A 21687-nucleotide genomic window follows, 5' to 3' on the forward strand; every position below is an offset into this window, starting at 1 on the left:
GGAGCCTTCGACGATGAGCGATTTCACCGACGACCTCGACGATCTGGAAACCGCGGAAGACTTCCTGCGCTTCTTCCACGTCACCTATGACCAGCGCGTGGTCAATGTGAACCGCCTGCACATCCTGCAGCGCTTTCACGACTACCTGTCGGCGGACCATGGGATGGAGGGGCTGGACGACGAAGGCATGTCGGCGCGCTACCGCTTTCATCTGGAACGCGCCTACCAGGATTTCATGGTGTCCAACGCCATCGCGGAGAAGACCTTCAAGGTCCACAAGGAGGAAGCGCGCAAGATGGCAGACCGCTTCGTCCCGCTGAACAGCCTGCTGGGGTCGCCGGTCGGCTGAGCCGCCGGCACCCATGACATCGACGGGAGGGGGGCGCCGGCCGCGCCCCCTTTGCCGTCAGTGGATCTTGCTCTCGTTGGGGCCGTCGTCGCGCCGGTAGACGTGGACGTGGTAGGCGGCCATCGGGTTCTCGTCGATGTAACGCAGCAGTTCCTGCTCCGTCCGCGGCGTAGCGTCGCGGATCAGAACCTGCCAGGCAGGCTCCATCGTCGCACGCATGGTCTCGTCGTGGGGCAGCATGATGAATCCGGCCCATTCGGGTTCGAAATCCGCCAAATAGCTCTTGGCGTAGTGCTTCATCATCGCCGCGTCGTTGACGTTGACGTTCTCCATATTTTCGAAACAGACACGCAGGTCCATCGCCGTCCTCCTCATGGAATAGGGCGCGGCCCCGCCAATGGTCCGCAAGGGACGCGCGCAGGTCCGCGACGTTCGGTCCTGAAAACAGCCATGCGACAGAGATGGTACGCCGACGGGGTGAAAAACAAGGGCGTGCGATCTCTCCTCACGCACCTGCGCCGACCTGCTGCCATGCCTGCCCGTAGCGCCATGCATCAGGCGCAGACCGCACCATTGGTCATAATCCTGCGCTTTTTGGGTTCGCCTACTGCGTGGCTCCTGTAGAATTCTTGTGACAGCACCCGCGCGAGTACGATGACAGACATTACGCCTGCCTCCGACCATCCCCTGCGCATCCTCATCGTCGAGGACGAAAGTCTCGCCGCCATGGCTTTGGAAGAGGTCCTGGGCATGCTGGGCTTCGCCGTCATCGGCATCGAGGACAATGCCGACGCCGCGATCGGGGCGGCCGAGCGGCTGCGCCCAGACATCGTGATGATGGACATCCGCCTGCTCGGCCCGCGCGACGGGATCGACGCCGCCGCGGCCATCCGTGCCCGCACCGGCATCCGCTGCATCTTCACCTCCGCCTTCGCCGATGCCGAGACCCGGCACCGCGCCGCCGACTGCGAGCCCTTCGGTTTCGTCCGCAAGCCCTATTTTCCCGCCGAGTTGCAGCGGGCGCTGGACCATGCTGCGGGGGTGCTGAGAGGTAGCTGATTGCCCCCTCCCCGACCCTCCCCCGCCCTCGGCCGACCAAAGGTCGGTCCGATTGCGGGAGAGGGAGTAAGTCGCGGAGCGGCGGCAGTCCCCTCTCCCTCGAAGAGGGGGAGGGTTAGGGAGGGGGCAATTGCCCAACAGCCATTCCCCACCAAACAAATCAGCCCCCGCGCGTCGCCGCGCGGAGGCCGTCGAGTGAGCGGGGCAAGACAACAGACGCGAACCGATCAGCCGAACTTGTAGCTGATGCCGTAACCGCCGCGCGGATAGTCCCAGGCGATGTTGCCCTTGTCCTGGCAGACGACGCGGCAGGTGCCGCATTCCAGGCAACCGTCGGTCACCAACGTCACGCCGCCGGTCTCGTTCTTGCTGTAGCAGGCGGCCGGGCAGCAGAAGGTGCAGGCCTGTTTCTCGCAGGTCTGGCAGGCTTCCAGGCTCTTGATCTGGATGTGCGGCCGGCTCTCGTCGACGATGTAGCGGTTCTGATAGAGTTTCTCTTCGACCTTGACCATCATGTTCATCGTACGGCCCTCACCAGCTTGATTGCGTCACCGACCAGTCCCATCACCGAGCGGCGCTTGATGAAGGACTTCATGATCTGCTTTTCCTTGGTCTTCTTGTCGACGCTGTCCACGGTGAACCAGTTGTGGACCGCGGAGGTGATTTCGTCGGGATAGGCGCCGAAGAACTGCTTGTTTCCGTGCATGATGCCGGGCAGTTCGCGATACTTCTTCAGGTCCTTCATGATGAAGCTATCGTCCAGCTTCTTCTTGTAGGCCGCCAGATTCGACGCGGTGTAGCCCTTACCGGCTGCCTTCAGCTCGATCACCGTCTCCGCCGCCATCCGGCCCGACGCCATGGCGAGGTTGGAGCCCTCGCGGTGGGCCGCGTTGTTGAAGTGGGCTGCATCGCCGACCACCATCCAGCCATCGCCGTAGAGCTGCGGAACCGCCTTGTAGCCGCCCTCCGGGATCATGTGGGCGGCATATTCCTTCATCTCCGCCCCTTCGATCAGCGGCTTGATGACGGGGTGGTTCTTCAGATCTTCCAGCATCTTGTAGGGCGGGCAATCGCCGTTCTTGAAGTCGGAGATCAGGCAGCCGATGCCGATCGTCAGCGATTCCTTGTTGGTGTAGAGGAAGGCGGTGCCGACCATCCCCTTGGTCACCTTGCCCATGATCTCGATGACGACGCCTTCGTCCTCCTTGATGCCGAAGCGCTGCTGGATCAGCTCCGGATCGATGAAGAGAATTTCCTTGACGGCCAGCGCCACATTCTCCGGCGCCGCTTCGGCCTGAAGGCCGGCGCGCTTGGCGAGCAGGGCGTTGACGCCGTCGGCCATGATGACGACGTTGGCATGGATCTCCCCGCCCTCGCGGTCGGTGCGCACGCCGATCACCTTGCCGGACGGGTCGCGGATCAGCTCCGTCACCGTCGTCTCGCAGATCTGCAGACCGCCGACCTTGCGGATCTGCTCGCCCCACCATTTGTCGATGTTGGCGCGGATGATGGTGTAGCGGTTCGGCTTGTCGCTGTTGAAGGACTCCGACCGGTAGTTGGTGCCGACATAGCTGTCGTCGCCCAGCAGCCAGACGCGCTGTTCGATGATGTGGCGCTCCGTCGGGCAATCGTCCCGAAAGTCCGGGATGATCTTCTCCAGCTCGTGGGCGTACATGATGCCGCCCTGAACGTTCTTGGCGCCGGGATATTCGCCGCGCTCAAGCTGGAGCACCTTCAACCCCTGCTTGGCCAGCGTGTATGTCGCGGCGTTGCCGGACGGACCGGCACCGATGACGATGGCGTCGAACTTTTCGACCATGTCGACAGGCTCCTTTCTCGTCCGGCGGTCAGCCGGCCATGCGGTTGACGGAGAGGCGACGACCGAAGGCGTCGGTCAGCGCCGGCAGGATCGTCAGTGCGTCGCCGACCAGCCCGAGATGGGCGAAGTCGAAGATCGTCGCGTTGGGATCGGTGTTGATCGCCAGGATCAGGTCCGACTTCTCCATGCCGACCCGATGCTGGATGGCGCCGGAGATGCCGGCGGCGATGTAGAGCTTGGGCCGCACCGTCTTGCCGGTCTGACCGACCTGACGGTCATTCGTGGCCCAACCGGCCTGGACCAGCGGGCGGGTCACCCCGACCTCGCCGCCCAGCACCCGGGCGAGGTCGAAGACCAGCTTCATGTTCTCGACCTTGCCCAGCCCCTTCCCGGCCGACACGATGATGTCGGCGAAGGCCAGCTGCGCCTCGTTCTGCTCGCGGTCGGCGATGAAGTTCAGGACCTTGGTGACGATGTCCTCTTCCCGCAGATCGGGCCGGATTTCGACGACGCGGCCGGTGCGGGCGTCGTCGCGTTCCGGCATCGCCATCACGCGCGGGCGCACCGTCGCCATCTGCGGCCGGTAGGCCAAGGTCTGGATGGTGCAGAGCAGCGTGCCGCCGAAGGTCGGCCGGGTGGCGGCCAGCGAGCGGTTGTCGGCGTAGATGTCCAGCTCGGTGCAGTCGGCGGTCAGGCCGGTCGCCAGCGTGGTAGCGATGGCGCCCGCCAGATCGCGGCCCAGCGTGGTGGCACCCAGCAGCACGATCTCCGGCTTGTGGGCGTTCACCACATCGGTCATGACGCGGCAATAGGGGTCGGTGCGGTAGTCGGCCAGCGCCGGATCGGTCACCTTGTAGACGATGTCGGCGCCATAGCTGATGGCGTCGCCGCAGATGCGGTTCAGGTCGGGGCTTTCGGCACCCAGAACCACCGCTCCCACCTCCACCCCCAGCTTGTCGGCCAGCTTGCGGGCTTCGCCCAGCAGCTCCAGCGACACGGAGTGGACGATGCCGCGCTCCTGCTCCACGATCACCCAGACGTTCTTGTAAACCTTCAGGTGTTCGGGAAGCTGGAACTTGCGGCCCTGGGGCTTGCTCGGTTCGCTCATCGTCGGGTCTCCCGCGGGTGTATCGTCAAAGCCCGGCCGCGGCGCGGGCGAGCAGGTCGTCGGACAGCTTGGGCTGGGCGGCGAAGATGGCGTCGATGGCGGCGGCGGCCATCGCGTCGGGCGTGTCGGATGCGGCCTCGATCATCTTGGCCTTCTCGGCGCGCGGCTTCGGTACGAACACCTTCGACACCACGGTCGGCGAGCCCTTCAGGCCGACGCGGCCTTCCTCGGCGCCGGTGAAGTCGCGGCTCCAGGTCTTCAGCTCGTAGCGGGCGGCGCGGAACAGGTCGTCCATCTTGCCGAAGCGGATGGTGTTGGTGCCTTCCAGCATGGTGATCATGCAGGGCAGCGTCGTCTTCAGCACCTGGACGCCGCCTTCGGAGCGGCGCTGAACCACGATCTCCTTGGACGCGATGTCCAGATCTTCGATCTTCGTGATGTAGGTCAGCTGCTCGAAGCCGAGGCGGGTGGCAATGCCGGGGCCGACCTGGGCGGTGTCGCCGTCGACCGTCTGCTTGCCGCAGAAGACGATGTCGACCGGCTCCTCCTCCGCCAGCTTCTGGATCGCGGAGGTCAGGGCGTAGGAGGTCGCCAGCGTGTCGGACCCGGCGAACTTGCGGTCGGTCAGCAGCACCGCATCGTCGGCCCCCAGCGACAGCGCCTTGCGCAGCGAGGTCTCCGCCATCGGCGGCCCCATGGTCAGCACGGTGACGCGGGCGCCCACCTTGTCCTTCAGCCGCAGCGCCTCTTCCAGCGAGAACAGGTCGAACGGGTTGATGATAGCGGGCACGCCCTGCCGCATGATGGTGTTGGTGACGGGATGGATGCGGATCTGGGCGCTGTCGGGCACCTGCTTGATACAGACGACGATGTGCATCCCGTTCTCCTTGGCTTCCGCTCTCGCTGTGGCGCGCATGTGGGTTTGGGGCCGGCACCGGGCCGGGATACACCCAGGATAGCAAGCGGCGTGCCAGCCGGCGGAGACCGGCCAAGCCACGGAAAATGTTCAGAATTTTCCGAAGGTGCGATGCCCCGCGGCCTTGTCGCAAAGGCGACAAGGGGGCTGCCATGTCGGGTTCGTTACAGCCCGCGCGGGGCGAGGATCAGACCGCTTCGATATGGCCGACGACGCGGTCCAGTTCGACGCCGACGCGGGCGACCATGACGGCGATGCCGTCCAGCCGGCGGTCGATCACGGCCATTTCCACCGCGTCCGCGGCGGCGGCGAGATCGCGGGCGCCGACGGTGCGCGAGGAACCTGCCAGCTTGTGGGCGGCCTGCCGCACCTCGTCCCAGATCTCGCCCGCCAGCGCATCGATGAGCCAACGGTGGGAGGTGCGGTTGGAGGTGACGAACTCGCCCAGCAGATGGCGGACGAAGTCGGCGTCACCGTCGAACAGCGCGGTCAGCGCATCCATGTCGAGCGGCGGCAGGCCGGCCGCCTGCGGCACCGCCGGCGGAGCCTCGACGGACACCGGCGAAGCCTCGACGGCCTCCGGCGGCAGGGCGGCCTGCTCGTCGGGCTCCTCCTCCGCCCAGCCTTCTGCGTAACCGTCCGGCGGCAGGAAACGGTCGAGCACGCGGCGCAGATCGGCGAGGCTGACCGGCTTGGCCAGCGTTTCGTCCATGCCGGCCTGCAGGCAAAGCTGGGCCTCGTTCTCCGTCGCATTGGCGGTGATGGCGACGATGGGCAGGCGGGGACCTCCCCCGGCCGCTTCCGCCGCCCGGATGCTGCGGGCCAGTTCCATGCCGTCCAACTCCGGCATCTGGCAGTCGGTCAGCAGCAGGCCATGGCCGCCGGCCCGCCACAGGGCCAACGCCTGGGCGCCGTCCTCCGCGGTTTCCATGACATGGCCCAGCAAGGCGAGCTGGCGCTGGATCACCTGCCGGTTGGTCGGATGATCCTCCGCCACCAGGATCAGTCGGCACCGCGCCCGCGCCTCCTCCACCGTGGGCAGCCGCCGCCGGCCGGCGGCGGGAGCGGCCGGCTCCTCCGGTTCCGGCTGCAGATCGGCCCGTCCGCCCTCCCCTGCCGGCATGCGTCCGGCGGCAGCCAGGACGGCGCGGATCAGGCTGGTCCGCCGCACCGGCCGGCCGAGGACGACGGTTCCGGCGCCGGCCCCACCCCCCGAGGAACCGAGCGCAGCGGTATCGCCGGCGGTCAGCGCATCGCCGCCGATCAGCACGCGGCCGCGCACCCGGCCACGCGGGTCGCTGTCCAGCGCCCCGCTGTCGGTGCCCAAGGTGGAGACCAGCACGTCGCAGGCGGCGGTGGGCAGAAGGGTGTCCAATGCCGCGTCGGCATCGGCGGCCTCCACCACCTGGGCGCCATCGGCGTTCAGGTAGCGGGCAAGGAAGCCGCGCTCCTTCGCATCCGCCGCCAACAGCAGCACCGTCACACCCTGCAGCGGCGCCCGCTGAAGGCAGGCGTCATCCTCCGCCGGGACCAGATCGGCGGCGAAGGTGAACCAGAAGGTGGAGCCGACATTCAGTTCGCTGGTGACGCCGATGTCGCCGCCCATCAGCTCGGCCAGACGCCGGCAGATCGACAGCCCGAGACCGGTGCCGCCGAACCGGCGGGTGGTCGACACCTCCGCCTGGGTGAAGGGACGGAACAGGCGGACCTGATTCTCCGCCGAGATGCCGATGCCGGTGTCGGTCACCGCCACCCGGATGATGACCCGGTCGCCGTCGAAATGCGCCAGTTCCACCCGCACCGTCACCGAACCGGACTGGGTGAACTTCACCGCATTGCCGGCGATGTTGAACAGCACCTGCCGGATGCGCACCGGATCGCCCAGCACCGCGGCCGGCAGGTCGGGATCGACATAGGTGACCAGCGACAGGCCCTTGGCCCGCGCGCCGGGGGCCAGCGTGTCTGCCACCCCCTCCACCACGCCGGCCAGCGCCACCGGCACCCGTTCCAGGTCCAGCCGCCCGGCCTCGATCTTCGAGAAGTCCAGGATGTCATTGATGATGGTCAGCAGGGCGCCGGCCGATTCCCGCACCACGGTGACCAGTTCGCGCTGGTCGCCTGTCAGGCTGGTGTGTTCCAGCAGTTCCAGCATGCCCTGGATGCCGTTCATCGGCGTGCGGATCTCATGGCTCATGGTGGCCAGGAACAGCGACTTCGCCTGATTGGCCGCCTCCGCCTCCGACCGTGCCGCCTCCGCCGCCTCGCGTGCGGCCACGAGGTCGCGCGTGCGTTCCGCCACCTGGCCTTCCAGGCTGCGGTTCAGCTCGGTCAGCTCCTCGTAGAGGTGGACGTTGTCGAAGCCGATGGCGACCTTGGCGCAGAACACCTCCAGAAGCCGCCGTTCGTCCGCCGTCAGCGCGCGGCCATGGCCGAGATAGACCGCCGTGTCGTGCCGCCGGGTGGCGGAGCGGAAGACCAGAACGCTGTGCCCGCGCTCGAACCGGTTGCGGCCGTCGGCCAGCGCCGCCGTCACCACCTGCACCGCCTCGTCCGGCAGGGCCAGGAACAACGGCGTTCCCTCCATCCCGACATGGCGGCCGGCACCGCCCAGCACCAGCGGTTCCGCCGGCTGCGGCCCATCCGACAGGCCATCCGACAGGCGGCTGACCAGCGCCACCCCGCCCAAAGTCATTCCATTGGCCGGCGGGCAGACGCCGACGATCTGCGCCACGGCATGGCGCACGAATTCCGCCATCGTCCGCTTGCCCAGCAGCGTGGAGGACGCGTCGAGGATGCGCTCCAACCCTTCGCGGTGGTCCTCGATCGCGGTGATGTCCTGATAGCCGCGCAAGGCCGCGACGACGGAGGTGAACAGCTTCTGCGCCGTCAGCTCCGTCTTCGATTTGTAGTCGTTGATGTCGTAGCTGAGGATGACGTCGCGTTCCGGCGCCTGCCCCGGCTGGCCGGTGCGCAGGATGATGCGGACCCGCCGGTTGCTCAACTCGCTGCGGATGTAGCGGACCAGCCGCAGGCCGGCATCGTCCGACTCCATCACGACGTCGAGCAGGATCACCGCGATGGCCGGGTTGTCGCGCAGCACCCCGCGGGCTTCCGCCGCGGTGGCGGCCGACAAGAACTGCGCCGGGCGTCCTTCGAAGGTGAAGCCGCGCAGCACCATCTTGGTGGTGGCGTGGATGGCGGGGTCGTCGTCGACGATCAGGATCAGCCAGGGTTCGACCGGTTCGGCAGCCTCGGCCGCCACTTCGACGGCGGGTTCCTCCTCCGCGAACAGGAATTCGTCGCTCATCACGGTCCCCCGGCGAACTTGCCGCGCGTTTTCCACCCCGGCGCGCGGGCGACCTTAGCATAGGTGCGGGAAAGGCCGCCAGTTCGGCCCCCGATCGACGCCATGAGGCGGCAACCATCAGGTGGAAATGGTGGATTTGCCGGACGGCAGCCGCCATGGTGGCGCCGTTTTCAATCGCGCATGTGCCGTCATGAACCTGCTTGCCTGCATCCACGACAAGGCCCCGCTGATCGAGGCGCGGGATCCCGACCTGGGCGACCTGTTCCCGCCGGGCTTCCTCGACCTGTACGAGGTGCACAGCTACCGCAACGCTGCCCGCATCCTGGCCTATGCCTGCACGGCCGAGTTCCGCGAGATCACCGAGCGGCTGATGGAGTTCCGCATCCGCACCGAGGACATCGTGGCATCCGGCGGCAACAAGTCGCAGATCGCCAAGACGATGGAGCGGATGCTGAACCCGCTGGGCTGGAACGAGACGCGCATCCGCGGCGACCTGTTCATCACCAAGATGATCGTGACGCATGAGGAAAAGCGCCGCATCGCCGGCAAGAACCGCGGCCAGACCGTGACCGAGCAGCGCCAGCGCGAGGAGCTGTACAAGGTCAACGGCTTCATCGACGGCCACAAGATCGACTTCGTGAAGGAGCGCGTGTCCTTCGACCTGGAATGGAACAGCAAGGACCAGACCTTCGACCGCGACCTCTACGCCGCCCGCACCTTCTACGAATGCGGCATCATCAATGCCGGCGTCCTGCTGACCCGCAGCGCCGAGCTGATCCCGCTGTTCACCGAGGTGGCGCGGCGGGTGGAGATGAAGAATTTCCAGAACAAGTACGGTGCCAGCACCACCTGGATGAAGAAGCTGCTCTACCGGCTGGACGCCGGCCGCGGCGGCGGCTGCCCGGTGCTGGCGCTGGGCATCCGCCCGGCGCTGGTGTCGGATTTCGAGGAATGGAAGGACAGCCACCCAGTCGTCCGGCAGACGGCGACCTTCGATGTCGATACGGGGGCGGAGGACGAGGACGATCTTTGGTGAGGGGGGTGGTTGCGGTGTGCCCCCTCCCTAACCCTCCCCCACCTTCGGTGGGAGAGGGGACTGCCGCTGCTTCGGCAGCCGATTCACGCCGACAAGCATCCTGCCCCCTCTCCCTCGATCGGACCAGCCTTCGGCCGGCCGAGGGAGGAGGGATGGGGAGGGGGCATCAGCGTGCATCACGCGAACTTCCGGTCCGTAAGCAGCAGGCGCACCGCGAAGCCCAGGAACAGCACCCCGGCGATGCCGTCCAGCGCCGTGCGCACCCGCGGGCTGGACAGCACGCGGCGGGCGGCGCCGGCGCTGAGCGCGGCGACACCGGCCAGATAGATGCCGCCAAGCACCGAGATGATGCTGCCCAGGATGAAGGTCTGCAGCGCCACATGACCCAGGGCGGGGGCGATGAATTGCGGAACGAAGGCCAGTTGGAACAGTATGACCTTCGGGTTCAGCAGGTTCGTCAGCAGCGCCTGGACGAACACCCGGCCGGCGCGGGCCGAGGCCGGCGCCTCGATGGCCGGCGCGGGTTCGGCGCCCCGGCTCGCCCAGACGCTCCACAGCGACCGCAGGCCGATCCACGCCAGATAGGCGCCGCCGGCATAGCGCAGCAGGTCGAACAGCGTGGTCGAGGCCGCGATCAGGGCGGAGATGCCGGCGGCGGCCAGCAGCGCATGCACCATGTTGCCAACGCAGATGCCCAGCGTCGCCACCACCCCCGCCTGCCTGCCGTCGGCGATGCTGCGGGTCAGCACCAGCAGCGAATCCGGACCCGGCGCCAGGACCAGGACACAAACGGCGATCATGTAGAGTTGCAACAGATGGGGGTCGAGCGGCAGGGTCATGGCGGCGGGCCTTCGGGCGGTAGGGGAGCGGTCAATCCGGCCAGCGGCGGTGGATCCACAGCCATTGCGCCGGCCTGTCGCGGATCCAATCCTCCAACAGACGGTTCAAACGTTCCATCAGAATTCGCGCATCCGCATTGCGGTCGCCGCTGGTCGGGTATTCCTCCGGCGGCAGGACGGTGACGCGGAACCGCGCGCCCTCCAGCCGTTCGGTCCGCGCCGGGCATAGCGGCAGCTGCATCTTCATGCCGAGGAATGCTGCGGCCGGCGCGGTCATGGCGTCACGACCGAAGAAGGGGACGGGAATGCCGTCGTTCATCTTCTGGTCGATCAGCATGCCGACATGGCCGCCCTTGGTCAGGTGACGCAGCAGGATCCTGGCACCGTCCGGCCCCTTGGGGATCTGCATGCCGGTCGCCGCCCCGCGCAACTTCACCAGCAGCTCGCCGACGATCGGGTTGTTGGGCGCACGATAGACCACGCCCACCTCCAGCCCGAGCAGCCGGGCAACGACCGACTGCACCTCCCAGTTCGCCAGATGGCCGGAGACCAGGATGCCGGCCTTGCCGTCCTCGCGCAGCGCGTCGACATGCTCGACGCCGACCAGTTCCACCCGCTCGCGGCCGATCTGTTCCAGATGCGGATATTCGGCGATGGTGCGGCCCAGATTGTCCCACATCCCGCGCAGGATGGCGTCGATTTCCGCCTTGCTCTTCTCGGGGAAGGCGCGGGTCAGGTTGCGGCGGGCACGCGCGCTGTTGGGCAGCAACGGCCCGACCGTCCGTCCGATCCAGCCGCCGAGCGCCGACGCGCGGTCGAGCGGCAGGGCCCGGAACAGGCCGCAGATTCCATGAACGAGCGCCGCCTCCAGCTTGTAGCCGACATGGCGCGTCAGCCATTGCTGCAGCGGGCTACGCGGCTTGGCCATCAGGGCTTCCTTTCAACAGCACAGGGGACAGCAGTGCGGCGAGCGCCCCCTCATCCTCCCAGCGGACGGAGACGGGCAGCACGTCCACCCTGCCCCGAAGCTCCGGCGGCAGGCGTACGGCGTCCTTGGCGGTGGTGACGGGCAAGGCGCCCAGCCCGGCGGCGCGGTCGAACAGCGCCGCGACCTCGGCGGGGCGGTAGGGATGGTGGTCGGCGAAGGCCACCCGCTCCACCACGCGGGCGCCGAGCGCCTCCAGCGTGGCGAAGAACTTCTCCGGGCGGCCGATGCCGGCGAAGGCCAGGACGTCCCGGCCGGCAAGCCGGGCGGCGGCGGCGGAATCGGGCTCCAGCCATGCCTTCAGCACCGGACGCCCGCCGGCCAGCGCCGCGAGGCCATGGCGGTCCTCCCCCAGGATCACCAGGGCGTCGGCACGGGCGAGGCCGTCGGCCACCCGTTCGCGCAACGGCCCCGCCGGCACCAGCCGCCCATTGCCGAAGCCGACCGCGCCGTCGGCGACGATCAGCGCCAGATCCTTGTAAAGGGCCGGGTTCTGAAACCCGTCATCCATGACGATGGCCCCTGCCCCGGCGGCGACCGCGCGCTGCGCCCCCGCCACCCGGTCGCGCGCCACCCAGCAGGGTGCGGCGCCGGCCAGCAGCAGAGCCTCGTCGCCGACATCGGCCGCGGTGTGGCGGACGGGATCGACCTGCAGAGGCCCGGCCTCCCGTCCGCCATGGCCGCGGGTCAGCGCATGGGCGGGAATGCCGCGGGCATGCAGTGCGGCGATCAGCGCCAGCCCGACCGGCGTCTTCCCGGCCCCGCCCGCCACCAGATTGCCGACGCAGACCACCGGCGCCATGACCCGTTGCGGAACGGTGCCGGCGATGCGCCGCCGTCCGGCCAGCCCATAGAGGGCGCCCAGCGGCGCCAGCAGCAAGGATACCAGGCCGGGCGGCCTGTACCAGAATTCGGGGGTCTTCACGGGCCGGTCATCCCCTCACGCTCATCCCTCAGGCGGAGGTCGGGATGCCGGCGGTGCCCAGCACCGGGGACAGCGCCGCAAGCGCGCGGTCGATGATCCGCCGGTTGTCCGCCGTCACCCGCGCGGCGCCCGCGACGATGCGGTCGCGCGCGCGCTCGTCGGTCAGCAGCCGCCGGATCTCGCGGGTCAGCGCGTCGCCGTCCGCGACCGGCAGGGCGCCGCCGGCGGCCTCCAGCATGTGGGTGATCTCACCGAAATTGAACATGTGCGGGCCATAGAGCACCGCGCAGCCCAGCTGCGCCGGCTCCACCGGGTTCTGTCCGCCATGGGGGATGAAGGAGCCGCCCATGCACACCACCGGCGCCGCGCGGTAGAACAGTCCCAGCTCGCCCATCGTGTCGGCGACATGGACGGCATGCTCCGGCCCCGGCAGCAGGTGGCGGTCCGTCCGCCGCAGCACCGACAACCCGCGCGCCCGCATCAACTCGGCAACGGCCTCGCCGCGATGGGCATGGCGGGGGACGATGATGGTCAGCAGGCCGGGCAGAGCGGGAGCCAGCGCCGCATGGACGGTCGCCGCGACCTCCTCCTCCCCCGAATGGGAACTGGCGAGCAGCCAGACCGGCCGACCGTCCAGTGCGGCGCGCAGCGGCTCCATCGCATCGGCGGCGGCGGGTGGCGGCTCGGCGGAGAATTTCAGGTTGCCGACGCTGGCGACGCCCGCGGCGCCCAGCCGGCGCAGCCGCTCCGCATCGCCTTCGGTCTGGGCCAGCGTGATCTGGAATGTCGACAGCAGCCCGCCGACGAAGCCCGGCGCGTTGCGCCAGCGGGCGAAGCTGCGCTCCGACATGCGGGCGTTGACCAGGGCGGCGGGGATGGAGCGGGCGCGGATGCCGGCCAACAGGTTCGGCCAGATCTCCGATTCCGTCCACAGCACCGCGTCGGGGCGCCAGTGGTCGAGAAAACGGTCGACGGCACCCGGCAGATCGACCGGCACATATTGATGAATCGCCCGCTCCGGCAGCCGCCGTCCCATCAGCTCGGCCGAGGTGACGGTGCCGGTGGTCATCAGCACGGACAGGTCGGGCGCGTCGTCCAGAAGCCGGCCGATCAGGACCAGGACGGAATTCGCCTCGCCCACGCTGGCCGCATGGATCCACACCAGCGGTCCGGCCGGCCGCTGGCGCGAGGGCGTGCCGAACCGCTCCGCCTGACGCACGGGGTCTTCCTTGCCCGCGGCGCGGCGGCGGTCGAGATAGAGGCGCACCGCCGGCCCGGCGACGGTCGTCAGGCCACGGTAAAGGGATTGCAGCATCAAGGCCCGGAACAGGAGACGGACGACAACGGGCGCGCTGCTGGTCCCCCTGATACGGAAGACCGGCAGCGCGCCCGGCGGTACCTTAGCACGCGGCACGCATTCCGTAACAGAGGCCGGTTAGACGGGCAGCCGCGCGCCGTCAGCCCGGCCCAAGCCGGACGGTCAGGCCCCCGGCAGCCCGTCGGCGTCCTGCTCCGTGACGTTGTCGGCAACGACAACGCCGGTCTGGCCATCGATCCGATAGACGACAGTCCAAAGCCCATTCTTCTGCTTCGTCTTCGCCGTCACGGCGTCGGGATATTCGAGCTTGGTCGTTTCAATGATCTGATCGGCCTGCTCTTCGGTCAGGTCGGAATTCACCACCATGTCGGTCCCTCCAGCCGGTATTGAATCAAGGGCTTTTCGTGGGTGAAGCCTCAGCCCTTCCAGCCGAAGCCGCGGGCCACCGCGGCGGTCTGGCCGGCGAGCGCCGGGTTGCGGATCAGGCTGATGGTGGCGATGCCGCGGGTGTCGACGCCCTGGGCCTTGTACTGGGCGGCGATGCGGTTCAGCCGGTCGCGCTTCTCCGCATCCGACAGCCCATCGGCGACGGCATAGCCGTAGAGGAAATTGGCGGCGTCGGTGGAAGCGAAGCCGGAGATGCTGACGAGTTGCTGTTCGGCCTCATGCGCGGCGGTGGCGGCGCGCTGGGTGATGCCGATCAGGGCGCTCAGCACCGTTCCGCTGGAATAATAATCCTCAAGGTCGGTCAGCGCGATGCCGGGCGGATAGTCCTTCAGCGGCTTCGACAGACCGGTCAGGATGCGGGCGCGCACATGGGCGCGGTTGGCGCGCATGGAGGAGTGAATGGCCGGCAGCGCCTTGTCGCCCAGCACCTCCTTCTCGAACGCGGCGCGGCTGCCGGTGATCCCGGCGCCGATCGCCGACAGCACGCTGGCTGCCGCACCGCCGCTGGCCGCACCGGCCGAGGTGACGCCCAGCGTCAGCACGTCGGTGGAGAAGCCCGCCTCGCGCATCTGCTGGAACAGCTTCTGCTCGAACTCCGAGAAGTTGGTGTCGATGGCGTACATGCGTGCCGCGACCCTGGTGTTGCGGCAGGTCTCGTCGGCACAGCCGAGGATCGCGGCGGCACTCCCCTGCTCCACCACCATCGGTTCGGCCGGCAGACGCTCCGGATAGCCCTCGAAGGAGGCGCAGCCGGAAACCGCGGCCACCAATGGCAGGACGGCGAGCAGGCCCCGCGATGCGGACTGCCGGCGCGGAGCACGGTCCGGACGGGTGGAGGCGACGGTCGAACGGCGGGCCATAGCAAGGTCCTCGGTTGTGGATTCCGAGAGTGTTTCTCGCCATGTGGGCTAGCATGAGCGCCCGACCCTGTAAAGCGATCTCAACCGGCAAGGGATGTTTCCATCCGGTTGCCCGCCAAGGAAGAATACCGGCGGGCTGCCGGTCTCAGCCGGTGACTTCGGAACATGGCGGAACACGTCTGCGATGAATGTTCCAGAAGCGCCCGGAAGCTCGCACTCACCGCTCCGCCAGCGCCAGCTTGGCTCCCAGCGCGGCGAAGGCGGCGGCGAAGCTGCGGCGCATCCAGGCCAACACCCGCGGGCGGGAGACCACCTGATCGCGCACCGCGGCGGCGAACAGGCCGTAGACGACGAAGACCGCGAAGGTCAGCGCCATGAACACGCCGCTGAGTTCCAGCATGCGGGCGAGCGGCTGCGGATCGGCGTCGCTGACGAATTGCGGCAGGAAGGCCAGGAAGAAGATCGACAGCTTCGGATTCAGCACATTGACCAGCACCGCCCGCAGGATCATCCGCCCGGCCGGGTGCCGCACGGTCTCCGCCTGGACGCTGAGCGCCCCCTGCTCCTTCAGCGTCGCCCAGGCCATGTAGAGCAGATAGAGCACGCCCAGGATCTTCAGCCCCTGGAACGCCACGGCGCTGGTGTGCAGCAGCGCCGCCAGCCCAAGCACGGCGGCAGCCATGTGCGGCACGATCCCCAGCGTGCAGCCGAACGCCGTGATCGCACTCGCCCGCGCTCCCTGCGACAACCCCGCCGCCAGCGTGAGCAGCACCCCGGTGCCGGGCGAGGCGACGACGATCAGGGAAGTGATGAGGAATTCGGGGCTCATGAGCGCAAACCTCACGCCAATGTGGGAGAGCCGAATGGAACCATGGCGCGGGACCGTCGCCAAGGGAAGGTTTCGCAAGACGGGAAAGTCCATCCCGTCGCATTGTCCCCTACCCCGTCCCTCGGCTATCCTGATCGAAATCCCCCGCCTCGCGGTGATGCATGCCGGTCTCATATCTCCGTGCGATCTCGGAGAGCAAGCGAACCAGACGGGCCAACGTCCATCTCGGCGTGTCGCTGGCCTTCGTCGCCGGGGCGATCAATGCGGGCGGGTTGCTGGCGGTGCTGCAATACACCTCGCACATGACCGGCATCGTCTCGTCCATCGCCGACAATCTGGTGCTGGGAAACCTCGTGGCGGTTGCGGCGGGGATGGCGTCGGTGGCGGCCTTCGTCTCGGGGGCGGCCTATTCCACCATCCTGATCAATTGGGGGCGGCACAACCGGATGCACAGCGCCTATGCCTACCCGCTGTTCTGGGAGGCGCTGCTGCTGCTGGGCTTCGGGCTGCTGGGCCACAGCCTGGACGAGCATCGGGCGCTGTTCGTGCCGGTGACCGTTCTGCTGCTGTGCTTCATCATGGGACTGCAGAACGCCATCGTCACCAAGATCTCCAATGCGGAGATCCGCACCACCCACATGACCGGCATCGTCACCGATATCGGCATCGAACTGGGCAAGCTGGTCTACATCAACCTCGGCACAGAGTCGGCGCGCTACCAGCCGGTGCGTACCAACTGGCCGCGGCTGGGCCTGCTGGTGGGTCTGCTCGGTGCCTTCTGCCTGGGCGGGGTGATTGGTGCCGCCGGTTTCAAATATGCGGGCTATGTCACGACGGTGCCGCTGGCCGCATTCCTGGTGCTGCTGGCGATCGTGCCGATGGTGGACGACGCGCGGACGCGGACGCGTCTGCTGCTGCGCCAGCGCCTCAAGACAAACGGCGGGGGGCGGCACCGGGAAGCGCCGCCCCCGCTGATATGACGCCTTTACGTGAATGGCCGCAGGTTGGACAGGAACTGTTCGGCCGAGCGGCGCCAGGAATAGCCCAGCGCATAGTCGCGGCATTTCTGCGCCGGGATCGCCAGCGCGCCTTCCACCGCCCGCTTCAGATCCACGTCCAGGCAGCCGGCGCCGGAACCGTCGACCACGTCCAGCGGTCCCGGCACCGGGTAGGCGGCCACCGGCACGCCGGATGCCAGCGCCTCCAGCAGGACCAGCCCGAAGGTGTCGGTGCGCGACGGGAAGACGAAGACGTCGGCGGCGGCGTAGTGCTTCGCCAGATCCTCGCCATGCTTGGCGCCGACCCAATGAACGCCGGGGTATTTGCGCTGCAACTCTTCCCGCGCCGGGCCGTCGCCGACCACCACCTTGGTGCCGGGCAGGTCGAGGCGCAGAAAATCCTCCAGGTTCTTTTCCACCGCGACGCGGCCGACATACATCGACACCGGCCGCGGCAGATCGAGGAAGCCCTTGTCGCGGGGCCGGAACAGTTCGGTATCGACGCCGCGGGTCCAGCGGCGGATGTTGACGAAACCACGGTGCGTCAGTGCGTCCTCGATGGTCTGGGTCGCCACCATCACCGCCGAGGACGGCTTGTGGAAGCGGCGGACCACCGCATAGGACAGCGCCAGCGGGATCGGCGCGCGGTCGCGGACATATTCGGGAAAGCGCGTGTGATAGGCGGTAGTGAAGGGCTTGCCATGCTTCAGGCAATAGGACCGGGCGGCAAAGCCCAGCGGCCCTTCGGTGGCGATGTGGATGCAGTCGGGCCGCATGCCGTCGATCATCGCCCACAGCCGGCGTTTCGCCCCCAGCGCCAGCCGGATTTCCGGGTATGTCGGCATCGGCAGGGTGCGGAAACGGTCGGGTCCGATCACCTCGACGCTGTGTCCCATCGCCTCCAACTCATCGCGCACGGTGCCGATGGTGCGCACGACGCCGTTCACCTGCGGGTGCCAGGCGTCGCTGACGATCAGGATGTTCACGCCGCTTCCCGTTCCTTCGCCGTCACCTTGCCCACACTGGGACCAGGGGTTGGCATCCGCTGCGCCATGACCTCCGTCCAGTGGATGATCTCCAGCGCGCCGCTGTCGTGCTCGACCAAGGCGGTACAGGACTCGACCCAATCGCCGTCGTTGCAATAGAGGATTCCTTCGATATCGCGCATCTCGGCGGTGTGGATGTGGCCGCAGACGACGCCGTCGACCTTGCGGCGGCGGGCTTCGTCGCCCAGCGCCTGTTCGTACTTGCCGATGAACTCGACCGCGGTCTTGGCCTTGTGCTTCAGGTAGGCCGACAGCGACCAATAGTTGAAGCCCAGCCTGCGCCTCACCCAGTTGAACAGGGTGTTGACGTGCAGCAGCGTGACGTAGGCGTGGTCGCCCAGCAGGGCGAGCCACTTGGCATAGCGCACCACCGCGTCGAACTTGTCGCCGTGGGTGATCAGCAGGCGCCGGCCGTCGGCGGTGGTGTGGACCCATTCATCGACCACATGCACGCCGCCGAACTGGAGGCCGACATAATCGCGCGCCGCCTCGTCATGGTTGCCGGGGATGTAATAGACCTCCACCCCCTTGCGGGCGCGGCGCATGATCTTCTGCACCACGTCATTGTGCGCCTGGGGCCAGTACCAGCTTTTCTTCAGCCGCCAGCCGTCGACGATGTCGCCGACCAGGAACAGGTGATCCGATTCGGTATGCTTCAGGAAATCGAGAAGCAGCTCCGCCTGACAGCCGCGCGTTCCAAGATGAACGTCGGATATCCAAATGCTGCGGTAGCGCTTGACCGCTGGGACGGCGTCCATCATCCGCTCCGTCGTCGCCATGGCCGGTGGCCATCAAGACAACTGCCGTATAAAGGAAAGCACCACACCTTGACAACGATTTGGAACGCCTGCACCTATTCGTCACAGTGATTTGGGCTTTCGTCACGGATCGGCAGTTTTACTGCAATGGAACCGCCGCCTGCCCTTCATGGTTCTGCAACAGAAGGCGCCCCGTGCGCCGTTCAGGGAGAGCGAATCGGTGCGCGACACGGTGCTGATGGACGAGAGCCCGGCGGTTGGCGCGGGCGGCGGAGACGATGCGGCGCTCGCTGTGCGGCGGCTGCTGGTGATCCACAACCCGACTGCCGGTGGACGGCGGGCGCGGCGGCTGCGCGCGGTGGTCTCCCGGCTGGAGGCGCGCGGGGTGAGCGTCGCCGTCAAGCCGACGGGCAAGCGCGGCGATGCCGAGGCCTTCGCCCGCGAGGCCGATCCAGCCAGCGTCGATGCGGTGGTGGCGGCCGGGGGCGACGGCACCATCAACGAGGTCATCAACGGGCTGGCGATTCACGCTGAGGCTGGCAGGCCGCTGCCGCTCGGCATCGTGCCGATGGGCACCGCCAACGTGCTGGCCGCCGAGTTGGGCCTGGGCATGGATGCGGAACGGATCGCCGCGGCGATTGCCGGCGGGCGGCGGACGATGATCTGGCCGGCGCTGGCCAACGGGCGGGTGTTCTCGCTGATGGCCGGGGTCGGGCTGGACGCGCGGGTGGTGGAGCGGGTCGATCCACGGGTGAAGCGGCTGATCGGCAAGGGCGCCTATGTGGCGGAAACGCTGGTGCAGCTGGCGACCCGGCCGGACCACCGCTACCGCGTCACGCTGGACGATGGCCCACCGCAGGAGGTGGCGTCGGTCATCGTCGCCAAGGGGCATTTCTACGGCGGCCGCTTCATCTGCGCGCCCGATGCGCGGCTGACGGAGCCGGAGCTGCATGTATGCCTGTTCCCGCGTGGCGGGCGGTTGAACGCGCTGCGCTATGTCTGGGGCGTCACCGCCGGGCGGCTGACACGCTTCCCGGAGTATCGCGTGGTGACGGCCAAGCGCGTGCGGATCGAGGGGCCGGCGGGTGACGGGCTGTTCGCCGACGCAGTGCAGGGGGATGGCGACGTGCTGGCGCGGCTGCCGGTGGAGATCGCGCTGGCGGGGTGGCGGTTGCCGGTGCTGGTGGGGTGAGGGGTTGGCTGACGATGCCCCCTCCCTAACCCTCCCCCGCCCTCGGCCGGCCGAAGGCCGGTCCGATCGCGGGAGAGGGAGTAAGTGCAAAGGCGGCGGCAGTCCCCTCTCCCTCGAAGAGGGGGAGGGTTAGGGAGGGGGCAACCGGCGCCCAGCCTTCGCCGCCCTCGCCTGCTCCTGCAACGCCACGTAATGGTGCCAGACCAGCCGCGCCGCCAGCGAGCGGTAGGGCCGCCAGGGCTCGGCCACCTCGATCAGCTGCCTCGCCGTCGGCTTGTCGGCCCAGCCCTTCAGCCGCTGGACGCCCAGTTGGATCGCCAGATCGCCGATGGGCCAGATGTCCGGGCGGTCGAGGGTGGTCATCAGATAGACCTCGGCACTCCAACGGCCGATGCCCTTCAGCGCGACGAGCTGGGCAATCGCCTCCTCGTCCGGCAGGCCATGGATGATGTCGAAATCGAGCCGTCCGCTCGCCACCGCCTCGGCGAGGCCGCGGGCATAGCCGATCTTCTGGCGGGAAAAACCGCAGGCGCGCAACGTCTCGTCGTCCAGCGCCAGGATGGCGTCGGGCGTGACGGCGCCGCCCAGACGGTCCTGCAGCTTGGCCCAGAGCGCCAGCGCCACCTTGGTGGAGAGCTGCTGCTCCATCACCATGCGCAGCAGGCCGACGAAGCCGGTCGGCCGGGTGAAGTCGCGGATCACCGGGCCGCCGACGCGCAGGCATTCGGCGAAAATGGGGTCGAGCGCGGCCAGATGTTCAGCGTTCATGCTCGACGCTCATCGGCCGCGCCCCACGTCCCGCAAGCGGTGGCTCAGGCCACCAGCTCGATGGCGTAGTCCTCGATCACGGTGTTGGCGAGCAGCTTGCTGCACATCGCCTCGACCTCTTTGCGGGCGGTCGCCTCGTCGGTGCTCTTGAGCTGCAGCTCGATCACCTTGCCGGCGCGGACGTCCTCGACGCCGTCGAAGCCCAGCGTGTGCAGCGCGTGCGCAATGGCCTTGCCCTGGGGGTCGAGAACGCCGCGCTTGAGGGTGACGTGAACCTTGGCCTTCATCGGATGTCCGCTCGCTTTACGGTGTTGGTGGAGGGGTGGTTGCTGACTATTGAATGGTCTTGGGGCCCTTGACGTCGCTCGGCCCGCCTTCCGGCAGGATGCCGAGGCGCCGCGCGACCTCCTGATAGGCTTCCTCGACACGGCCCAGATCCTGGCGGAACCGGTCCTTGTCCAGCTTCTCGTTGGTCTTGACGTCCCACAGGCGGCAGTTGTCGGGGCTGATCTCGTCCGCCAGGACGATCCGCATCTCCTCGTTCTCCCATAGGCGGCCGAACTCCAGCTTGAAGTCCACCAGCTTGAGCCCGATGCCGAGGAAGAGGCCGGACAGATAGTCGTTCACGCGCAAGGACAGCGCGACCATGTCGTCGAGATCCTGCGGCGCCGCCCAGCCGAAGGCGGTGATGTGCTCTTCCGAGACCATCGGGTCGCTCAGCTCGTCCGACTTGTAGTAATACTCGATAATGGAGCGCGGCAGCGGCGTGCCTTCGGGAATGCCGAAGCGGCGCGACAGGCTGCCGGCGGCGACGTTGCGGACGACGACCTCGATCGGGATGATCTCCACCTCGCGCACCAGCTGCTCGCGCATGTTCAGGCGGCGCATGAAATGCGTGGGCACGCCGATCTCGGACAGCCGGCTCATCAGATATTCGGAGATGCGGTTGTTCAGCACCCCCTTGCCGGTGATGACGCCCTTCTTCTGGTTGTTGAAGGCGGTGGCGTCGTCCTTGAAGTACTGCACCAGGGTGCCCGGCTCCGGCCCTTCGAAGAGTACCTTGGCCTTGCCTTCGTAGATGCGCCGGCGTCGTGTCATCGCGTGTTCGTCCAAATACGTAAGGACCGG

General features: G+C 67.9%; 23 protein-coding genes. 5 read left to right on the forward strand and 18 right to left on the reverse strand.

Going from position 1 to position 21687, the window contains the following annotated elements; all coding sequences use genetic code 11:
- Positions 1–13 precede the first annotated feature (13 nt).
- Positions 14–349, forward strand: coding sequence for a nitrogenase-stabilizing/protective protein NifW (nifW, locus tag VD964_RS02955; RefSeq protein ID WP_324865398.1), 336 nt, complete (start codon positions 14–16; stop codon positions 347–349).
- Between the two features lie 57 nt (positions 350–406).
- Here the strand turns inward: nifW and VD964_RS02960 are convergent, their stop codons facing one another.
- Complete coding sequence (locus VD964_RS02960) at positions 407–709, reverse strand: hypothetical protein (RefSeq protein ID WP_324865400.1); 303 nt, start codon at positions 707–709, stop codon at positions 407–409.
- A gap of 294 nt (positions 710–1003) precedes the next feature.
- On the opposite strand from VD964_RS02960, the gene VD964_RS02965 reads away from it, so the two are divergent.
- On the forward strand, positions 1004–1408 hold the full coding sequence (locus VD964_RS02965; protein WP_324865402.1) for a response regulator: 405 nt from the start codon (positions 1004–1006) through the stop codon (positions 1406–1408).
- A gap of 227 nt (positions 1409–1635) precedes the next feature.
- On the opposite strand, the gene VD964_RS02970 is transcribed toward VD964_RS02965, so the two are convergent.
- From VD964_RS02970 to VD964_RS02990, 5 genes are all read right to left on the reverse strand, one after another.
- The gene (locus VD964_RS02970) at positions 1636–1929 is read right to left on the reverse strand and encodes a ferredoxin family protein (RefSeq protein WP_324865404.1); all 294 of its coding nucleotides are present in this window, start codon (positions 1927–1929) and stop codon (positions 1636–1638) included.
- Entirely contained in the window at positions 1926–3227 is a 1302-nt protein-coding gene (locus tag VD964_RS02975) for an FAD-dependent monooxygenase (RefSeq protein WP_324865406.1), read from the reverse strand. Before VD964_RS02975 ends, VD964_RS02970 begins: the two co-directional genes overlap by 4 nt.
- Positions 3228–3255: 28 nt before the next feature.
- Positions 3256–4335, reverse strand: a complete 1080-nt coding sequence (locus VD964_RS02980; protein WP_324865408.1) for an electron transfer flavoprotein subunit alpha/FixB family protein — start codon at positions 4333–4335, stop codon at positions 3256–3258.
- A gap of 25 nt (positions 4336–4360) precedes the next feature.
- Positions 4361–5212: an electron transfer flavoprotein subunit beta/FixA family protein gene (locus VD964_RS02985; RefSeq protein ID WP_324865410.1), complete on the reverse strand. Its 852-nt coding sequence runs from the start codon at positions 5210–5212 to the stop codon at positions 4361–4363.
- Between the two features lie 226 nt (positions 5213–5438).
- Complete coding sequence (locus tag VD964_RS02990) at positions 5439–8558, reverse strand: hybrid sensor histidine kinase/response regulator (RefSeq protein ID WP_324865412.1); 3120 nt, start codon at positions 8556–8558, stop codon at positions 5439–5441.
- A 190-nt stretch (positions 8559–8748) separates the two neighbouring features.
- Here VD964_RS02990 and VD964_RS02995 point away from each other — a divergent pair, with 190 nt between their 5' ends.
- The gene (locus VD964_RS02995; protein WP_324865414.1) at positions 8749–9594 is read left to right on the forward strand and encodes a BglII/BstYI family type II restriction endonuclease; all 846 of its coding nucleotides are present in this window, start codon (positions 8749–8751) and stop codon (positions 9592–9594) included.
- A gap of 176 nt (positions 9595–9770) precedes the next feature.
- Here VD964_RS02995 and VD964_RS03000 read toward each other — a convergent pair whose 3' ends face one another.
- The 7 genes from VD964_RS03000 to VD964_RS03030 form a co-directional block, all read right to left on the reverse strand.
- A complete protein-coding gene (locus tag VD964_RS03000; RefSeq protein ID WP_324865416.1) occupies positions 9771–10433 on the reverse strand; it encodes a LysE family translocator in 663 nt (220 codons plus the stop codon).
- Positions 10434–10464: 31 nt separating this feature from the next.
- A complete protein-coding gene (locus VD964_RS03005; RefSeq protein WP_324865418.1) occupies positions 10465–11361 on the reverse strand; it encodes a lauroyl acyltransferase in 897 nt (298 codons plus the stop codon).
- Complete coding sequence (lpxK, locus tag VD964_RS03010) at positions 11345–12343, reverse strand: tetraacyldisaccharide 4'-kinase (RefSeq protein WP_324865420.1); 999 nt, start codon at positions 12341–12343, stop codon at positions 11345–11347. Before lpxK ends, VD964_RS03005 begins: the two co-directional genes overlap by 17 nt.
- A gap of 28 nt (positions 12344–12371) precedes the next feature.
- The gene (locus VD964_RS03015) at positions 12372–13658 is read right to left on the reverse strand and encodes a 3-deoxy-D-manno-octulosonic acid transferase (protein WP_324865422.1); all 1287 of its coding nucleotides are present in this window, start codon (positions 13656–13658) and stop codon (positions 12372–12374) included.
- A gap of 165 nt (positions 13659–13823) precedes the next feature.
- On the reverse strand, positions 13824–14027 hold the full coding sequence (locus tag VD964_RS03020; RefSeq protein WP_324865424.1) for a hypothetical protein: 204 nt from the start codon (positions 14025–14027) through the stop codon (positions 13824–13826).
- Between the two features lie 50 nt (positions 14028–14077).
- A complete protein-coding gene (locus VD964_RS03025; RefSeq protein WP_324865426.1) occupies positions 14078–14968 on the reverse strand; it encodes a hypothetical protein in 891 nt (296 codons plus the stop codon).
- A gap of 217 nt (positions 14969–15185) precedes the next feature.
- Positions 15186–15797: a LysE family translocator gene (locus VD964_RS03030; RefSeq protein ID WP_324865428.1), complete on the reverse strand. Its 612-nt coding sequence runs from the start codon at positions 15795–15797 to the stop codon at positions 15186–15188.
- 161 nt (positions 15798–15958) lie between these two features.
- Between VD964_RS03030 and VD964_RS03035 the strand changes: the two genes are divergently transcribed.
- Positions 15959–16777: a YoaK family protein gene (locus VD964_RS03035; protein WP_324865430.1), complete on the forward strand. Its 819-nt coding sequence runs from the start codon at positions 15959–15961 to the stop codon at positions 16775–16777.
- 5 nt (positions 16778–16782) lie between these two features.
- On the opposite strand, the gene VD964_RS03040 is transcribed toward VD964_RS03035, so the two are convergent.
- Together VD964_RS03040 and VD964_RS03045 are read right to left on the reverse strand one after the other, a co-directional pair.
- Positions 16783–17781: a glycosyltransferase family 1 protein gene (locus VD964_RS03040; protein ID WP_324865432.1), complete on the reverse strand. Its 999-nt coding sequence runs from the start codon at positions 17779–17781 to the stop codon at positions 16783–16785.
- Positions 17778–18620 carry a UDP-2,3-diacylglucosamine diphosphatase gene (locus VD964_RS03045; RefSeq protein WP_324865434.1) on the reverse strand — a complete coding sequence of 281 codons (843 nt, stop codon included), beginning with the start codon at positions 18618–18620 and terminating at the stop codon, positions 17778–17780. The genes VD964_RS03040 and VD964_RS03045 overlap by 4 nt, the downstream gene beginning before the upstream one ends.
- Before the next feature lie 199 nt (positions 18621–18819).
- Here VD964_RS03045 and VD964_RS03050 point away from each other — a divergent pair, with 199 nt between their 5' ends.
- Positions 18820–19791 carry a diacylglycerol/lipid kinase family protein gene (locus VD964_RS03050; protein ID WP_324865436.1) on the forward strand — a complete coding sequence of 324 codons (972 nt, stop codon included), beginning with the start codon at positions 18820–18822 and terminating at the stop codon, positions 19789–19791.
- 129 nt (positions 19792–19920) lie between these two features.
- On the opposite strand, the gene VD964_RS03055 is transcribed toward VD964_RS03050, so the two are convergent.
- From VD964_RS03055 to purC, 3 genes are read right to left on the reverse strand one after another with little or no spacing between them, the layout of a single operon-like run.
- Complete coding sequence (locus VD964_RS03055; protein ID WP_324865439.1) at positions 19921–20559, reverse strand: DNA-3-methyladenine glycosylase 2 family protein; 639 nt, start codon at positions 20557–20559, stop codon at positions 19921–19923.
- A gap of 44 nt (positions 20560–20603) precedes the next feature.
- Positions 20604–20846 carry a phosphoribosylformylglycinamidine synthase subunit PurS gene (gene purS / locus VD964_RS03060; protein ID WP_014246942.1) on the reverse strand — a complete coding sequence of 81 codons (243 nt, stop codon included), beginning with the start codon at positions 20844–20846 and terminating at the stop codon, positions 20604–20606.
- A gap of 46 nt (positions 20847–20892) precedes the next feature.
- On the reverse strand, positions 20893–21657 hold the full coding sequence (gene purC / locus VD964_RS03065) for a phosphoribosylaminoimidazolesuccinocarboxamide synthase (RefSeq protein WP_324865445.1): 765 nt from the start codon (positions 21655–21657) through the stop codon (positions 20893–20895).
- Between the last annotated feature and the right edge of the window lie 30 nt (positions 21658–21687).

The organism is Azospirillum sp., from assembly GCF_035628975.1.
Classification (GTDB): Bacteria; Pseudomonadota; Alphaproteobacteria; order Azospirillales; family Azospirillaceae; genus Azospirillum.

Coding starts and splice junctions, on each gene's coding strand:
- nifW (WP_324865398.1), top strand. CDS start 14: ATGAGCGATTTCACCGACGACCTCGACGATCTGGAAACCGCGGAAGAC.
- VD964_RS02960 (WP_324865400.1), bottom strand. CDS start 709: ATGGACCTGCGTGTCTGTTTCGAAAATATGGAGAACGTCAACGTCAAC.
- VD964_RS02965 (WP_324865402.1), top strand. CDS start 1,004: ATGACAGACATTACGCCTGCCTCCGACCATCCCCTGCGCATCCTCATC.
- VD964_RS02970 (WP_324865404.1), bottom strand. CDS start 1,929: ATGAACATGATGGTCAAGGTCGAAGAGAAACTCTATCAGAACCGCTAC.
- VD964_RS02975 (WP_324865406.1), bottom strand. CDS start 3,227: ATGGTCGAAAAGTTCGACGCCATCGTCATCGGTGCCGGTCCGTCCGGC.
- VD964_RS02980 (WP_324865408.1), bottom strand. CDS start 4,335: ATGAGCGAACCGAGCAAGCCCCAGGGCCGCAAGTTCCAGCTTCCCGAA.
- VD964_RS02985 (WP_324865410.1), bottom strand. CDS start 5,212: ATGCACATCGTCGTCTGTATCAAGCAGGTGCCCGACAGCGCCCAGATC.
- VD964_RS02990 (WP_324865412.1), bottom strand. CDS start 8,558: ATGAGCGACGAATTCCTGTTCGCGGAGGAGGAACCCGCCGTCGAAGTG.
- VD964_RS02995 (WP_324865414.1), top strand. CDS start 8,749: ATGAACCTGCTTGCCTGCATCCACGACAAGGCCCCGCTGATCGAGGCG.
- VD964_RS03000 (WP_324865416.1), bottom strand. CDS start 10,433: ATGACCCTGCCGCTCGACCCCCATCTGTTGCAACTCTACATGATCGCC.
- VD964_RS03005 (WP_324865418.1), bottom strand. CDS start 11,361: ATGGCCAAGCCGCGTAGCCCGCTGCAGCAATGGCTGACGCGCCATGTC.
- VD964_RS03015 (WP_324865422.1), bottom strand. CDS start 13,658: ATGCTGCAATCCCTTTACCGTGGCCTGACGACCGTCGCCGGGCCGGCG.
- VD964_RS03020 (WP_324865424.1), bottom strand. CDS start 14,027: ATGGTGGTGAATTCCGACCTGACCGAAGAGCAGGCCGATCAGATCATT.
- VD964_RS03025 (WP_324865426.1), bottom strand. CDS start 14,968: ATGGCCCGCCGTTCGACCGTCGCCTCCACCCGTCCGGACCGTGCTCCG.
- VD964_RS03030 (WP_324865428.1), bottom strand. CDS start 15,797: ATGAGCCCCGAATTCCTCATCACTTCCCTGATCGTCGTCGCCTCGCCC.
- VD964_RS03035 (WP_324865430.1), top strand. CDS start 15,959: ATGCCGGTCTCATATCTCCGTGCGATCTCGGAGAGCAAGCGAACCAGA.
- VD964_RS03045 (WP_324865434.1), bottom strand. CDS start 18,620: ATGGCGACGACGGAGCGGATGATGGACGCCGTCCCAGCGGTCAAGCGC.
- VD964_RS03055 (WP_324865439.1), bottom strand. CDS start 20,559: ATGAACGCTGAACATCTGGCCGCGCTCGACCCCATTTTCGCCGAATGC.
- purS (WP_014246942.1), bottom strand. CDS start 20,846: ATGAAGGCCAAGGTTCACGTCACCCTCAAGCGCGGCGTTCTCGACCCC.
- purC (WP_324865445.1), bottom strand. CDS start 21,657: ATGACACGACGCCGGCGCATCTACGAAGGCAAGGCCAAGGTACTCTTC.